The sequence below is a fragment of the Silicimonas algicola genome, assembly GCF_003148765.1.
Classification (GTDB): Bacteria; Pseudomonadota; Alphaproteobacteria; order Rhodobacterales; family Rhodobacteraceae; genus Silicimonas; species Silicimonas algicola.
In genome coordinates this window covers 205,433-219,561 of record NZ_QGGV01000003.1, presented here as the reverse complement: position 1 = coordinate 219,561, position 14,129 = coordinate 205,433, and the positions used below count along the sequence as shown (strand labels likewise).

At 70.8% G+C, this 14,129-nt stretch carries 15 protein-coding genes and 1 riboswitch; of the genes, 2 read left to right on the top strand and 13 right to left on the bottom strand.

All coding sequences use genetic code 11. From position 1 onward, the window contains the following. Positions 1 to 48 precede the first annotated feature (48 nt). A complete protein-coding gene (locus C8D95_RS08470) occupies positions 49 to 363 on the top strand; it encodes a DUF1636 family protein (protein ID WP_164721636.1) in 315 nt (104 codons plus the stop codon). Between the two features lie 119 nt (positions 364 to 482). On the opposite strand, the gene C8D95_RS08465 is transcribed toward C8D95_RS08470, so the two are convergent. The 8 genes from C8D95_RS08465 to cbiE all read right to left on the bottom strand — a co-directional run bounded on the left by C8D95_RS08465 (position 483) and on the right by cbiE (position 6,851). Next, positions 483 to 1,163, bottom strand: a complete 681-nt coding sequence (locus C8D95_RS08465) for a CbtA family protein (protein ID WP_109758738.1) — start codon at positions 1,161 to 1,163, stop codon at positions 483 to 485. A 4-nt stretch (positions 1,164 to 1,167) separates the two neighbouring features. Continuing rightward, positions 1,168 to 1,335 (bottom strand): CbtB domain-containing protein, encoded by a 168-nt coding sequence (locus tag C8D95_RS08460; RefSeq protein ID WP_109758737.1) that lies wholly within the window; start codon positions 1,333 to 1,335, stop codon positions 1,168 to 1,170. A gap of 31 nt (positions 1,336 to 1,366) precedes the next feature. Beyond that, positions 1,367 to 1,572: riboswitch (cobalamin riboswitch) on the bottom strand. Positions 1,573 to 1,679: 107 nt separating this feature from the next. After that, positions 1,680 to 2,405: a precorrin-6A synthase (deacetylating) gene (gene cobF, locus C8D95_RS08455; RefSeq protein WP_109758736.1), complete on the bottom strand. Its 726-nt coding sequence runs from the start codon at positions 2,403 to 2,405 to the stop codon at positions 1,680 to 1,682. Beyond that, positions 2,398 to 3,129 carry a uroporphyrinogen-III C-methyltransferase gene (gene cobA, locus C8D95_RS08450; protein ID WP_109758735.1) on the bottom strand — a complete coding sequence of 244 codons (732 nt, stop codon included), beginning with the start codon at positions 3,127 to 3,129 and terminating at the stop codon, positions 2,398 to 2,400. Before cobA ends, cobF begins: the two co-directional genes overlap by 8 nt. After that, the gene (locus C8D95_RS08445) at positions 3,126 to 4,433 is read right to left on the bottom strand and encodes a cobyrinic acid a,c-diamide synthase CobB (RefSeq protein WP_109758734.1); all 1,308 of its coding nucleotides are present in this window, start codon (positions 4,431 to 4,433) and stop codon (positions 3,126 to 3,128) included. Before C8D95_RS08445 ends, cobA begins: the two co-directional genes overlap by 4 nt. Beyond that, a complete protein-coding gene (cobM, locus tag C8D95_RS08440; protein ID WP_109758733.1) occupies positions 4,430 to 5,218 on the bottom strand; it encodes a precorrin-4 C(11)-methyltransferase in 789 nt (262 codons plus the stop codon). Before cobM ends, C8D95_RS08445 begins: the two co-directional genes overlap by 4 nt. After that, positions 5,215 to 5,661 carry a cobalamin biosynthesis protein gene (locus tag C8D95_RS08435; protein ID WP_338143058.1) on the bottom strand — a complete coding sequence of 149 codons (447 nt, stop codon included), beginning with the start codon at positions 5,659 to 5,661 and terminating at the stop codon, positions 5,215 to 5,217. Before C8D95_RS08435 ends, cobM begins: the two co-directional genes overlap by 4 nt. Beyond that, positions 5,658 to 6,851 (bottom strand): precorrin-6y C5,15-methyltransferase (decarboxylating) subunit CbiE, encoded by a 1,194-nt coding sequence (gene cbiE, locus C8D95_RS08430; RefSeq protein WP_109758732.1) that lies wholly within the window; start codon positions 6,849 to 6,851, stop codon positions 5,658 to 5,660. The genes C8D95_RS08435 and cbiE overlap by 4 nt, the downstream gene beginning before the upstream one ends. On the opposite strand from cbiE, the gene C8D95_RS08425 reads away from it, so the two are divergent. Beyond that, positions 6,850 to 7,602, top strand: coding sequence for a cobalt-precorrin-6A reductase (locus C8D95_RS08425; protein WP_109758731.1), 753 nt, complete (start codon positions 6,850 to 6,852; stop codon positions 7,600 to 7,602). The genes cbiE and C8D95_RS08425 overlap by 2 nt on opposite strands. Here C8D95_RS08425 and cobJ read toward each other — a convergent pair. From cobJ to cobN, 5 genes are read right to left on the bottom strand one after another with little or no spacing between them, the layout of a single operon-like run. Next, on the bottom strand, positions 7,575 to 8,330 hold the full coding sequence (cobJ, locus tag C8D95_RS08420) for a precorrin-3B C(17)-methyltransferase (RefSeq protein ID WP_109758730.1): 756 nt from the start codon (positions 8,328 to 8,330) through the stop codon (positions 7,575 to 7,577). The two genes, C8D95_RS08425 and cobJ, sit on opposite strands and share 28 nt — an antisense overlap. Then, complete coding sequence (gene cobI / locus C8D95_RS08415; protein ID WP_109758729.1) at positions 8,327 to 9,055, bottom strand: precorrin-2 C(20)-methyltransferase; 729 nt, start codon at positions 9,053 to 9,055, stop codon at positions 8,327 to 8,329. Before cobI ends, cobJ begins: the two co-directional genes overlap by 4 nt. Continuing rightward, positions 9,052 to 9,681, bottom strand: coding sequence for a precorrin-8X methylmutase (locus tag C8D95_RS08410; protein WP_109758728.1), 630 nt, complete (start codon positions 9,679 to 9,681; stop codon positions 9,052 to 9,054). The genes cobI and C8D95_RS08410 overlap by 4 nt, the downstream gene beginning before the upstream one ends. After that, a complete protein-coding gene (locus C8D95_RS08405; RefSeq protein ID WP_241239859.1) occupies positions 9,678 to 10,823 on the bottom strand; it encodes a cobalamin biosynthesis protein CobG in 1,146 nt (381 codons plus the stop codon). Before C8D95_RS08405 ends, C8D95_RS08410 begins: the two co-directional genes overlap by 4 nt. Continuing rightward, positions 10,820 to 14,116, bottom strand: a complete 3,297-nt coding sequence (cobN, locus tag C8D95_RS08400; protein ID WP_109758726.1) for a cobaltochelatase subunit CobN — start codon at positions 14,114 to 14,116, stop codon at positions 10,820 to 10,822. Before cobN ends, C8D95_RS08405 begins: the two co-directional genes overlap by 4 nt. Positions 14,117 to 14,129: the final 13 nt, after the last annotated feature.

The window sequence follows — 14,129 nt, the reverse complement described above, 5'->3', positions numbered from 1 at the left end:
GGGCGAAACCCGGTTCCCTTCCACGCGGAAATCGCGGAGAGCTTTGGCATGGCCCGTCTCATCCTGTCCTTCTGCCGCGATTGCCTGGGCTCGGTGCCCGAGACGCTGACGGAGGCCCTTCGCGACCTGCCCGTGCGCATGCGCCTCGCCGATTGCCTCGGCCGCTGCGACGCGCCCCAGGCGCTGGCTCTCGAGGGTCGGAGCCTTGCCGCCTATCTCTTCGACGGCATCGACGTCGAGACAGACGCCGCCGACATCGCCGCGACCTGCAAGGCCGTGCTCGAGGCCGACGCGGGCTGGATCGAGGATGCGCGCCCCTGCGGCCGACTGCGCCACCGCCTCGTCACGCGGGTGCCGGCCTGAGGGCTAGTGATCGAGGGCGTGGTCGTGCCCGTCCAGCGTGACGCCATTCGACGCCGCCACGACGAAGCCGATCCCGAAGCCGAGAGCGAGCCCGATCAGAAGCATGGCTATGGCGCGGTTCATCCGTCTCTTTCTCCGTTCCATAAAGCGCCCGCGAGGACGCCCAGGACGGCCCAGACCGCAAGGCCCACGCCAAGAACCCTCGCCGCAAAAAGCGCCGCCAGTTCCGGCGGCACCGGCCCGCCGAAGGCCTCCGGCATCGGCGCGCCCCAGAGGTGCGGCGCCAGCAGAAGGACTACCGCCGCAGCCCATGCAGGCCAGGATCTGCCGAAGGCGATCAGCCACAGCGCCACTGCGGCGGAGATCACGCAGGCGAACCACCAGACCTGCCGCGCCTCGACCTCGCCCGCGAGCGATCCGGGCAGTTCGGGCGCCAGAGACACGGCCGGCGCCATCTGCGCCACCACGAAGCCCGCGACGCCCCACAGAATCCCGCGCCGCGCGTCGACGCCTGCGCCCCGCATCTCGGCCAGCGCCATCAGCGCGACGAGGATCAGCGCGTATCCGCAATAGACCAGCATCGAGAACACGACCGTCAGGCCGTCCCGCAGCGGGTCGATGCCGGCGAACCGAAGCGACCCTGCGGGAGACCCGTCCGCGCCGAAATGCGTCAACTGTCCCGTCTCGTACAGCTCGGCCTGGAGAAGCAGGGGCTGCACGAAGATGAGTTGAAGAAGCGCGGCCAGAAGGCCTGCCCCGGCACCAGCGATCAGCGCGCTGGTCAGAAGTCTTGGAAACATCGCCTCAGTGGCAGGGGAAGCCGGTCGCGTGACGGACGTCGTGCGCCGCATCGTGCAGCGCCGCCGCTTGCGCGTGCCCGGCCATCCAGAGGATGCCGACACCCAGCATCGCCGTGAAGGCAAGCGTGAGGGCCGTTGCCGGCCTTGCGGCGGAAATCGCGTGAGTGGTCATATGTCCCTCCTTGCCGCCCTTCCCGACGGCGGGTTGCGTTTCATGCCCGGCAGGTCTCCTGGCTTGCGGGTCGTGGCGCGTTGCCCTCCTTCCCCCCGAAGTCGCGGGAGTGGTTCGACGGGCAGGCGCTCACCGCTTACAGTCGCGGGGGCGGCTGCGGACTTGGGGCTCTCCCCGCACCGCATTCCCTCCAGTCCAGACGGGTGTTCCGCCGGAACCGGACATGGGGTCATGTAACGCGCCGCCGTCCGCCTTGTCCATCGCCTTCGGCGACGCTTCGCGCCTCGTCCGCGACCTTGCGTGGGACGGATGGGAGGGCTTGCGTATTTCAGGCAAGATGAAGGTCAGCCGCGTTCGAGAAGGTAGGTGTCCATGATCCAGCCGTGCGCGGCGCGCGCCTCGGCGCGGACGCGGACGATAGTCTCGGCGACTTGGGACAACGGCCCGTGGACCAGGATCTCGTTCTCCATCCCGAGGAAGGCGCCCCACCAGATGGTGAGGCCGTCCGGATCGAGCGACAGGAAACTCGTCTCGCCGTCGAGGAGGACCGCGACACGATCGGCGCCTTCAGGCCATCCGTGGTCGCGGACTTGCCGGCCCGTGGTGATGAGCACGGTCGCGTTGATGCGGTTGAGCGGAATGGCGTGCGCCGCCGTCAGCGCCTGAAGCGCCGTGATGCCGGGGATGACGCGGATCCTCGGCGCGGGGGAAAGCCGGTCGGCGATCCTCAGTGTGGAATCGTAGAGCGACGGGTCGCCCCACACCAGCAGAGCGACCGTCCCCGCCTCGGGCGGCAAGGCCGCGACCCAGGCCGCGGCGATGGCGTCGTGCCAGGCGTCGACGCCCGCGCGGTAGTCGCCCGAGGCATCGCGCACCGGCAGGTCGAAGAGACGCACCTTCGCCTCGACGCCGAGGTCCCGGCAGATCGCCAGCCTCAGATCCGCGAGGTCGCCCTTTCCCTCTTTCCGCGGCACGAGGATGACCTCCGCCGCCCGGATTGCCGCCTCCCCCGCGCGGGTCAGGTGGTCGGGGTTGCCCGTGCCGATGCCGACGAGGACCAACTCACGCATCGGGCGTGCCCGTCAGCGCGCCGTAGAGGATCAGCGTCGGCGCCCTGTCCGGATCCTCGTTGCGCAGCCGTGCAGCCAGGCCAGCGACCGTCGTGCGCGTCAGGCTCTCCTCCGGCGTCGACACGCCAACCGCCATCAGCGCGGGCGTCTCTCCCGGCAGGCCGCTGGCGATCAGAAGGTCGGCGAGGTCCGCGAAGGTGCGCCGCCCCATGTAGACCACAGTCGTCGCTTCCGCATCCGCGAGCGCGGCGAGGTTCAGCGCTTCGGGCAGACGTCCCGTCAGGTCGTGCCCGGTGACGAACTGAAGCCGCCGGGCGGTCAGGCGGCGCGTGAGCGGGATGCCAGCCGCCGCCGCCGCCGCACAGGCCGAGGGCACGCCGGGGACGATCTCGAAGGGGATGCCTGCCGCACGCAGCGCCTCGATCTCTTCCTCGAGCCGCCCGAAGACGCCGCCGTCCCCCGACTTGAGCCGCACGACACGCCCGCCCGCCTGCGCATAGTCGACGAGAAGCCGACTGACGTGGTCCTGCCTGGGAGAGGCGCGGCCAGCGCGTTTGCCGACGCTCACGAGGTCGGCCGAGGGATTGGCGTGGCCGAGGATGTCGCCAGCGGACAGGTCGTCGTAAAGGACCGCGTCCGCGCGCGACAGCCGGTCCACAGCCTTCAGCGTCAGAAGTTCGGGATCACCGGGACCCGAGCCCACGAAGCTGACGAATCCCGTCATGCCGCATCCTCCGCGATCAGGTGGAAGAAGGTGCCGGTGACGTTGCCCCGGCGCGATCCGGTCTCGGGAACGGGAGTGCCGTCGGCGTCGGTGACGGTAGCGAGCGGCGCGTCGGGCTGATCGAGGATGGTCGAATAGTGAAACTCGTGCCCCCTCAGCGCCGCGCCGGGCGCAAAGCCGGGCATGGCCGAGCCAAGCACCGCGCGGCGGTAGCCCAGGTGGAACTTCCGCGTCTCGTAGCTGGTCACGAGGCCCAGAAGCCCCGCCATCTCGTGACGCGCGCCCTCCTTGTCGATCAGCCCCGCGCCCAAGGCCATGTAGCCGCCGCACTCGCCGTGGACCGCCTTCGTCGCGGCATGCGTCCGCAGGCCCGCAAGAAAGCGCTGCGCCGAAGCGATGCGCCCCGCGTGCAGCTCCGGGTATCCCCCCGGCAGCCATACGAGGTCGGCGTCCGGCGCGGGCGGCTCATCTGCCAGCGGCGAGAACGGCAGGATCTCGGCTCCCGCCCGCCGCCAGCCTTCGAGGACATGCGGGTAGGCGAACGAGAAGGCCGCGTCCCGCGCCAGGGCAATCCGTTGCGCGGGCGGCTTGGGCAGGTGACCCGGTGCAGGCGGCGGCCCGCCTGCGGCGGCGGCGTGCAGTCGCGCCATGTCGACGTGATCGCGCAGGAAGACGGCATAGGAGGCGATGGCGGCATCGAGGTCGGGATGCTCGACCGCCTGGATCAGGCCCAGGTGTCGCTCGGGCAGCGCGAGGTCGCCGCGCCTCGGCAGGACGCCGAGAACCTCGACGCCCGCACGGTCCATCCCCAGCCGCGCCAGCCGTTCGTGCCGGGGGCTGGCGACCCGGTTCAGGATCACGCCCGCGAAGGGCAACTCGGGGTCGTAGGCGCGAAATCCCATGGCCGTCGCCGCCGCCGACTGCGCCTGCCCGCCCACGTCAAGGACAAGGACCACCGGCCAGCCCATCAGCCGCGCCGTCTCGGCCGAGGAGCCGAAGCCCGTCGCGCCCTTCCCCGCGACGCCGTCGTAAAGGCCCATGGAGCCTTCCGCGATCACCAGATCCGCGCCCTCCGCTTCCGCCGCAACCGCCCCCAGCAGTTCCGGCGCCATCGCCCAGGTGTCGAGGTTGAACGACCGCCGCCCCGCCGCCGCCTCGTGGAAGGCGGGGTCGATGTAGTCCGGGCCCGACTTGAAGGGCTGCACCGTCAGCCCTTCGTCGCGAAAGGCCCGCAGAAGGCCGAGCGCCACCGTGGTCTTGCCGGTGCCCGAGGAGGGCGCCGAGATGAGAAGGCCGCGCGTCATTCGTCCCCGACCGAGGTGAAGGGGCTGTCGGCACTCTGCGGCCGGTAGCGCCGGTCATAGTCGGCGGAATAGAGCGCCGAGCGCACCTCCGTCTCGCCGCCGAGCGCGGGGCCCACGAGAATGAGCGCGGTGCGCGTCACCTCCTCGGGCACGAGGCCGGCGATGTCCGACAGGCGCCCCCGGATGATCCGCTCGTCGGGCCAGCTTGCGCGGAAGACGACCGCGACCGGGCAGTCCGCGCCGTAGTGCGGCGCAAGCCGTGCCACGACGCCGTCGAGCCGGTGGATCGAGAGGTGAATGGCCAGCGTGGCCCCAGTCGCGCCGAAGGCCTCCAGCGTCTCGCCCTCGGGCATCGCCGAGGCCCGCCCCGACGTCCGCGTCAGCACCACCGACTGCGCGACGCCGGGAAGCGTCAGCTCGGCCCCAAGTGCCGCCGCCGCCGCCGCGAAGGCCGGAACGCCCGGTGTCACGCTGACGGGGATGTTCAGCGCCTTCAGCCGCGCCACCTGCTCGCCCATGGCCGACCAGACCGACAGGTCGCCCGAATGGAGCCGTGCGACGTCCAGCCCTTCGGCATGGGCCGCCTCGCACTCCGCGATGATGGCGTCGAGGTCGAGGGGCGCCGTGTTCACGATCCGCGCGCCCTCCGGACAATGCGCGAGTATCGCCCGCGGCACCAGCGACCCGGCGTAGAGGCAGACCGGCGACGCCGCGATCAGGTCGCGCGCCCTGAGCGTCAGGAGGTCGGGCGCTCCGGGGCCGGCACCGATGAAATGAACGGTCATGGGGTCTCTCCCGTGATGGCGATGGCGCAGGTGGCAAGACGGTCGGGCGACACCGCGCGAGGGGCGACGAGCCTCGCCCCCGGCCCCGCAGAGGCAAGTGCTGCCGCTTCGGCGAGGCTGCCCGTGTCGTCGGTCTCGCGGCTTCGGCCCTCGGTCGCGGTCGCGGTGGAGGTCAGACGCTCCGGCGACACCGCTTCGGCCGGAAGGCCGAGACGCGAGGCGAGGCCGGTAAAGGCGCTTTCGCTCGCCTTCCGCGAGGCGGTGGCGAGACGGACGACGCCCCCCGCCCCGCCTGCCGCGTCGAGCGCGGCGAGAAGACTTTCGACCGTGGCCTGCGACCGGAACCCGAAGCCCGCGACCCTGATGGCGTCCGAAGCGGCGCTGCCCCCGCCTCGCTCGCGCTCGGCCCCCCCCCGGAGTATTTGGGGACAGAAGAGGCTCACAGCGTCACGCTCCACTGGACGACGGGATAGGCGGCCTTCCAGCCCCGGAAGCGGCCGAGCGGCTGCGGTTCGGACAGGTCGATCCTCAGAAGTTGCCCGCCGAGCCTCGCCTGCGCCTGTGTCACCAGCGCCTCGGTCTCGAGCGTCACGGCGTTGGCGACGAGGCGGGTGCCGGGTGACAACCGCGCCTCGAGATGGTCGAGGAGCCTTTCGTCGAGCCCCCCGCCCACGAAGACGGCCTGCGGCTCGGGAAGACCCTCCAGCGCTTCGGGCGCCCGGCCCAGGGCGACGTGCAGACGGTCCTGGCCGAGGGCGCGGGCGTTCTCCTCGATGCGCGCGGCACGGTCGGGGCGCGCTTCGACCGCTGCCGCCGTCATAGACGGATGGCACAGCAGCCATTCCAGCGCCACGGACCCCGACCCCGCACCGATGTCCCACAGAGTTTCGCCCGGCCTCGGCGCCAGGGCAGCGAGCGTCAGGGCGCGGACCGGGGCTTTGGTGATCTGGCCGTCGTTCGCGAAAGTCGTGTCAGGGCGGCCGGGAGCGAGGGCCAGGCCGGCTGCGCCCGAGACCTCGACCGCCACGAGGACCGGGTGGACGACATCCGCCGGCGCCCCGCTGGACGCGATGAACCTCCGCACCCTCTCCCTCGGGCCGCCAAGAGCCTCGAGGACATGGACACGGCTTTCGCCGACCCCAGCTTCCGCCAGCCACCTCGCCAGTCCGTCGACCGCAGCGCCGTCGCGCAGGGTGACGAGAAGGCGTGCGCCCTCGTGCAAATGCGGAACCAGGCGCGCGAATGGCGAAGCATGCAGCGCAAGGCAGGTCGTTTCGTCCAGCGCCCATCCCAGCCGCGACGCGGCCAGCGAAAAGCACGACGGCGCCGGCAATGCGGTCCACTCGGCCGGTGACAGCGCGCGCGCGATCACGGACCCCGCGCCGTGCCAGAAGGGATCGCCCGACGCCAATGCGACCACGCGGCGTCCGCGTAGCCGCAGCAGGACCGGCAAGCCGTCTGCGAAAGGCACCGGCCATTCGATGCGCTCGGCCCGTGACGCCGGGAGAAGGGACAGGTGACGAGGGGCTCCCACGATCGCCTCAGCCTCTTCGATCGCCCGCAGGCTTGCGGCTGAGAGGCCATCCGGGCCATCCTCGCCCAGACCGACGATGGTGAGCCAGGGGTCAGCCATGCGCCCGAACCTGTTGATCCTGGGAGGCACGACCGAGGCGAGCAGCCTCGCCCTGCGCGTCGCGCGCATGGAGGTCGACGCCACCCTGTCCTATGCCGGACGCGTCGCGCGCCCGATGGAACAGCCGATCCCGACCCGCTCGGGCGGCTTCGGCGGGGTGGAGGGGCTGGCGGCCTACCTGCGCGAGAGGGCCGTGACCCATCTGGTCGACGCCACCCATCCCTTCGCAGCCCGAATTAGCGCCAATGCCGTCGAAGCGGCGCGGATCGCTGGCGTTCCCTTGGTCGCGCTGGTCCGTCCGCCCTGGACGCCGGTGGACGGGGATGACTGGCGGCACGCCGTCGACATGAACGCCGCACGCGAATATCTTGGAACAGATCGGAAAACCGTCTTTCTTGCCATCGGACGCCAAGATCTCGCCGCCTTCGCCGGGAGCCCACATCGCTATCTCCTCCGCGTCGTCGAACCGCCCATGGAACGCTTCCCGCTGGACGACTACACCGCCGTCGTCGCGCGCGGTCCGTTCGACGTCGACAGCGACCGTCGGCTGCTCGAGGAGCACGGCGTCGAGGTCGTCGTCTCGAAGAATGCGGGGGGCGACGGCGCACGCGCGAAGCTCGACGCGGCGCGCGCGCTTGGGCTGCCGGTCGTGATGATCGACCGGCCACCCATGCCGCCCCGGCACGAGGTCGCGACGGTGGACGATGTGATCGACTGGCTCGCTCATTCCGGCACCGAACGCGGGGTGTAGACGATCTCGGTCCGGTTTGGACGCGCGATGCGCCGGGTCAGGGACGAGCCGAGGATGACCAGCGTGCGCATGTCTGCCATCTCGGGTCGCGCCTCGGCGAGCGTGACCGTTCGCAGGTCCTCGTCCAGCGTCGAGACGGCGCGGGCGAAGATCATCAGGCGCTCGGGCTCGCAGACATCGCGCAGAAGCTCCAGAACGCGGGCAAAACCCTCGGGACGGGAGTTGGAGCGCGGGTTGTAGAAGGCGCAGGCAAAGTCGGCCTCGACGGCGAGACGCAGGCGCTTTTCGATCAGCGCCCAGGGCTTGAGGTTGTCCGACAGGTTGATCGCACAGAAGTCGTGACCAAGCGGCGCACCGGCTCGCGCGGCAGCCGCGAACATGGCAGAAACGCCGGGCAACACCCTGATGTCGATGTGTTTCCAGGCATCTGGCCCTTCCTCCAACGCCTCGAATACGGCCGAGGCCATGGCGAACACGCCCGGATCGCCCGAGGACACAACCACGACTCTGCGACCAGAGGCGGCCAGGTCGAGAGCGTGGCGCGAGCGGTCGATCTCGACGCGGTTGTCGCTGGCGTGCTTCGTCAGTCCGCCGCGGTCCGGGACGCGCGCGACGTAGGGGACGTAACCGACGACGTCGGTCGCCTGCGCAAGAGCGCCCGAGACCTCGGGCGTCACGAGGCCCTCGCCGCCTGGTCCCAGCCCGGCGATGACGAGCCAGCCGGTCACGGACGCCGTCCTTGTCCGTGGACGACGACGATCGAGAAATAGGGCGCGACGTGGTCGGCGGGTACGTCAGACAGGCGCCGCACGGTCTGACCGGGCATCGCGGCATATTCGATGAGCCAGGCCCTGTCGGCCTTAGCTGCGGCCTGCAACGCCCTGACGATCTTTGGGAAATTTCGCCCGATCTTCATCACGACCAAGGCGTCCGCAGCCTCCATATGGCGCGCGAGGTCCGCCTCGGCCAGGGTCCCCATGACAACCGTCAGAACGTCGTCTCCCCAGGTGATGGGCTGACCGGTCGCCGTCCATGCGGCGGACATGCCGGTGATCGCGGGCACCACCTCGACCGGGACGCGGTCGCGGAGACGCGCGTGGAGGTGCATGAAGGAGCCGTAGAAGAAAGGATCGCCCTCGCACAGCACCACGATATCCTCGCCCGCCAGGGCAAGGGCCGCGAGGTGGTCCGTCACCTGGGCGTAGAAAAGCGAGAGCGTCTCGTTGTAGGCGGGGTCGGAAAGCGGGATTTCGGTCGTGACCGGGTATTCCATCGCGAACTCGACCGCACCGCCCGGCACGAGGTCGCCCGCAAGTGTCCGCGCCTGTCCTGCACGACCGGCCTTGCGGAAGTAGGCGACGTGACGGGCGTTGGTCAGAAGCCGATACGCGCGGACGCTCATCAGCTCCGGATCGCCCGGGCCGAGACCGACGCCGTAAACCGTGCCGGTCATTCGGCGCGGCTCGCGATGGCGTTGATGGCCGCGACGGTGATGGCGCTTCCTCCCAGACGGCCCTCGACGATGCAGCACGGCACGGGTTGGTCGGCCCAGAGCGCAGCCTTCGACTCCGCCGCACCGACGAAGCCGACCGGGCAGCCGATGATCGCGGCGGGCCGGGGGCAGTCGGGGTCCTGGAGCATGTTGAGGAGATGAAAGAGAGCGGTCGGGGCGTTGCCGATTGCGACGAGTGCGCCCTCCAGATGCGGACGCCAGAGTTCAAGCGCGGCGGCGGATCGCGTGTTCCCCATCTCCCGCGCCATCTCCGGCACACGCGGGTCGTGCAGGGTACAAATGACCTCGTTCTGCGCTGGCAGGCGATGGCGCGTGACGCCCTCGCTGACCATCCGCGCATCGCAGAGGATCGGCGCGCCCGCGTTCAAGGACGAGCGAGCTTCGGTTGCGAAACCCTTGGAGAACCGTATGAATTCCGCAAGACCAACCATGCCCGCGGCATGGATCATGCGGACCGCCAGAGGCTCCTCGTCCGCAGTGAACCGTGCCAGGTCGGCCTCGGCGCGGATCGTGCGGAACGACTCCGCATAGATCGCGGCGCCGTCCATTTCGTAGGTGTATGTCATGCCCCGAACCGCTCCAGAACCTGGGCCCGCGTCAGCCCCCGCGCTTCCGGCACATCGGACGCGCGCCCGTCCCTGACCACATCGTAGAGCCCGTCGCAACCGACAACGGTCAACGGCGCCGGATCGGGATGTGCGCATCCCTTCGCGCAGCCCGAGACGTGGAGGCCGGGGGGCACCTGAAACGCAAGTCGGCGGGCCATGTCGCGGGTCTCGACCGTGCCCTGCGGACAGAGAGGGGCGCCGGGACAGGCGTGGCTCGCAAGGACGGGGTTGCCGGGTGTGGTTATGAGGACGTGAGAATGACTTTCTATAAGTTTATCATATGCCTGCGTGGCGTCATTCAACACGATCATCCGCCACGGCGTCACGTCGAGCGTGCTACAGCCCGAGGCGCACAGCGCCGAAAGATCGTCCGCCCTCAGTTGGCCGAAGGCCACGCCGACGGACAGCGATCCACCATGCGGGCCGACGTCCAGGCGCGGCGCAACGGGGCCCGGGTCGGCGCAAGTCCAACCCGAGGGAAGTTCGACCGATGCGATATGCCGCTTCATACGCCCGCTTTCCCGTCCGCCCGTTTCCACAAACCACCATGCCATCTCAATCAGGGCGTCGACCGCCTCGTCCTCGGTCACGGGACGCCCGCGCAAGGCGCCATCGGCGCGCAGGATCAGCCCGCTTTCCCCGCTTTCGAGCCTGAAATCCCCCGATACGCCGTCGAGGATGCGCGCCGGTCCGGTGTCGATGACATGGCCGATCTTGGCGGGCATCGCGGGCAGGTCGCCAAGCCGCGCTTCAAGGGCCGTGCCAAGACGGTCGGTCTGGTCGCCCCCGGACCATCCGGGCGCGGCGACGATGGCGCGGCGGGCGTCCATCTCGGGATCGGCGTCGACCAGACCGGCGTCGATGAGCGCAGCGAGAAGCCGAGGGTGCGAGGCCTCGCTCACACCCCGGACCTGAAGATTGGCGCGGCTCGTCACGTCGATCATGCCGTTGCCGTGCGACTTTGAAAGCTGTGCGAGCGTAAGAGCCTGATCCGCCGTCAGCTGCCCCAGGCGCGGCTTCACGCGGACCACCAGCCCGTCGCCAGACATCATGGGACGGTGCGCGCCGGGGCACCAGCCTCGGACGAGGGGCGCGCTCACGGCACCATCTCCGCCCGGATCGAGTTGCGCCGCGTGACCCAGAGCCCAGCCGCGGCAAGGGCGGCGAAGCGGTCGCGCATGGCGGCGAGGGCGGCGGGGTTCGCCTGCTCGAGAAAGGCCGTCACGGCGTCGTCCCCAAGCGTCGCATCCCAGAAGCTGTCGAAAAGATGCGGGCCGACAGCGTCGGCGAGGTTCGCGAAAGCGGCCATGTGGTCGAGCGTCGCCGCGATCTCGGCCGCGCCCCGGAAGCCGTGGCGGCGCATTCCGGCGATCCAGTCGGGGTTCGCCGCGCGGGCATGAACGACGCGCGCCACCTCCTCGGGCAGCGTGCGGGCGCGGGGGCGCGCGGGGTCGGTGTTGTCGACATGATAGAGCGCCACTCTCCCCCCACCAGCCCGCGCCCTGGCGGCGGCGAAGCCCGCCTCGTGAGCGGCATAGTCGGCGGCGAGAAGGATGTCGGTCTCGGGCAGATCCTGAAGGTGAACGAAGGCATCGGCGGCGGCGACGCGCGCCGCGATGCCGTCCCGGTCGCGCGCCGTGTCCGGGCCGTCGAGCGCGAAGGCGCTGTGGTCAAGCCAGGCGTCGCCTGCGCGCGCACGGCCCCCGTGCGTCAGGTCGAGTTCGGCGTGATCCATGCCGAGGCCGTAGTGACCGGGGCGCGGGCCATAGACGCGTGCCTCGCCCTGCCCGACGTAGGGGTTGAAGTCCTCGGCCTCGTCACGCGCCGACAGGGCGCGGACGGCCTGGGCGAAGAGCGCCGTGAGCGAGGGGAAGACGTCCCTGAAGAGACCGGACACCCGCAGCGTCACGTCAAGGCGCGGCCGGTCGAGTTCGGCAAGCGGCAGGATCTCGATGCCCGAGACTCTTTCGGAGCCCTTGTCCCACACCGGCTTCACGCCGATGAGGTGCAGCGCCATGGCGAATTCCTCGCCCGCCGTGCGCATGGTGGCCGACCCCCAGAGATCGACGACCAGCGCGCGCGGCCAGTCGCCCTGGTCCTGGAGGTGGCGGCGGACCAGTTCCTCGGCCAGCCTGACGCCTTGAGCCTGGGCGGCTCGCGTCGGGACGGCGCGGGGGTCGGTGGTGTAGAGGTTGCGGCCCGTGGGCAGCACGTCGGTGCGACCGCGATAGGGTGAACCGGAGGGGCCGGCCTCGATGCGACGGCCGTCGAGCGCGGCCAGAAGTGCGGGGCGTTCGGCCCCGGCGACGTCGTCGCCCCAGATGTGCAAGCCATCGCCGAACTGGCTTTCCTTCACGTCGCAGACGAAACGGTCGATGCGAGTGATCGCCTCGGCGGCGGACGCGGCGCGGTCGAGCCCGAGGTCGTCCTCGACACCAAGCGCGCGTGCCTCGGCCCGGATGTCGGATTGCAGCCGATCGCGGCGGCGGGGGTCGAGGCCGTCGGCGTTGGAGAACTCGTCGAGCAGCGCCTCGAGCGTTGCGAGCCGGTCCGGTGTTTTCGAGACGGCGAGCGGCGGCGGGACGTGGCCGAGCGTCACCGCCCCGATCCGCCGCTTGGCCTGCGCCGCCTCGCCGGGGTCGTTGACGATGAAGGGATAGATCACGGGCATCGCCCCGGTCAGCGCCTCGGGCCAGCAGGTCTCGGACAGCGCCACGGCCTTGCCCGGCAGCCATTCGAGCGTGCCGTGCGCGCCGATGTGAAGAAGGGCGTCGGCCTGCGTCCGAAGCCAGAGATAGAAGGCGACGTAGGCATGGCGCGGGGTGCGCGAAAGGTCGTGGTAGTCGTCGGCGCGGGTCCCGGGTGTGCCGCGTTCGGGCTGGAGGGCGATGAGCGCGTTGCCGTGCCGTTCGGCGGCAAAGGTGAAGGCGCCGTCCGTCGCGTCGGGGTCGTCCTCGGGGTCGCCCCAGGCTGCGTGAAGGTCGGCGCGCAGGACCTCGGGCAGCGTCTCCAGGGCCGCGCGATAGACCTCGAGCGGCCAGCGGATGCTCTCGGGCGCCGCGTGTGCGTCGCCTGTCAGAGTGGCGGCGAAGGCCGTGTCCCGGACCGTCACGCCATAACCCGCGCCGGAGAGGTCACGCAGGATCGCCCCCGCCGAGGCCAGCGCGTCGAGGCCCACGGCGTGCGCCATCTGCCAGTCCTTGCCGGGGTAGGTCGACAGGACCAAGGCCACGCGCCGCTCAGCGCAGGGCGTCGCGGAGAGCCTCACCCAGGCTGCGACGCGGTCGGCTGCGGCCTCCACCCTGCCCGCGTGCGCGGCATGGCCGGCGACGGCGATCTGGCAGTCGGCGTCCCAATCTCCCGGTGCCTTGAACGAGGCCACGCCCGCGAAGAGGCGACCGTCGACCTCGGGCAGGACGACATGCATCGCGAGATCGGCGGGCGAGAGGCCTCTGGCTGCCTCCTCCCAGGCTTGCCGCGTCGCGGTCGAGAGCGCGACCTGGAACACCGGGACGCCCCCGGCGTCGAGGGGCGAGGCACCCTCGACCCCTTTGCCCGAGAAGGCGGTTGCGTTCACGATGGCCGAGGGTTTCAGCGTGGCGATGCGGGCGGCGAGCCAGCGCGCCGCGTCGGGCTCCTTCAGGGACGGAGCGAAGAGGCCGAGGGCCCGGAAATCCCGCGCCTCGAGCGCCGCCATAAGCGCCTCGACGGGAGCGGTGTCGGCGGCGGCGAGGTAGGCGCGGTAGAAGACAACAAGCGCCAGCGGGCGCGTGTCGGGCTGACCGGGGCAACCCGCCGCGCAGGTGTTGCAGGCTGTGCCACCCTGCGCGCCTCGGCCTGCCGTCCAGCAGCCGAAGGGCGGCAGGCGCTTCTCGCCCACAACCGGACCGGCATAGAACCCCGCCGCCAGCGCCAGTTGCGCCAGCGCCGCCTCGGCCGCGATGGCGCCGCCCTCGCCTGCCAGCGCATTCAGCCGCGCCAGCGTGGCGCGGGGTACTGTGGAGAGCGCCTCGAGCGCCGGATCGGGCCGTCCGTCGCCCGGCAGGACGGCGAGGACGAGGCCCTGCCGGTCCGCCATCTCGCGCAGGCGGGCGAGGCCGTAGGACCAGTAGCTTTGCCCGCCGATCAGCCGCACGAGGACCGCCTTCGCGCCTGCGAGCGTGGCGTCTGCATAGGTGTCGACCGAAACCGGGTGCGTCAGAGCAGAGAGGTTCGCCAGACGCAGCGACGGCAGCGGCCGTCCCGCGTCGCGCGCCCGGTGCCAGCCCGCGCGGAAGGCCGAGAGGTCGCTGTCCGAGAAGGACAGGACCACGAGGTCGCCCGGGCTCTGGCCGAGGTCCCTCGGCGTGTCGCTTTCCTCGAGGCCGTGGCTTTCCCGGAAGACGACGTGCATCTGCGTCAGCCCT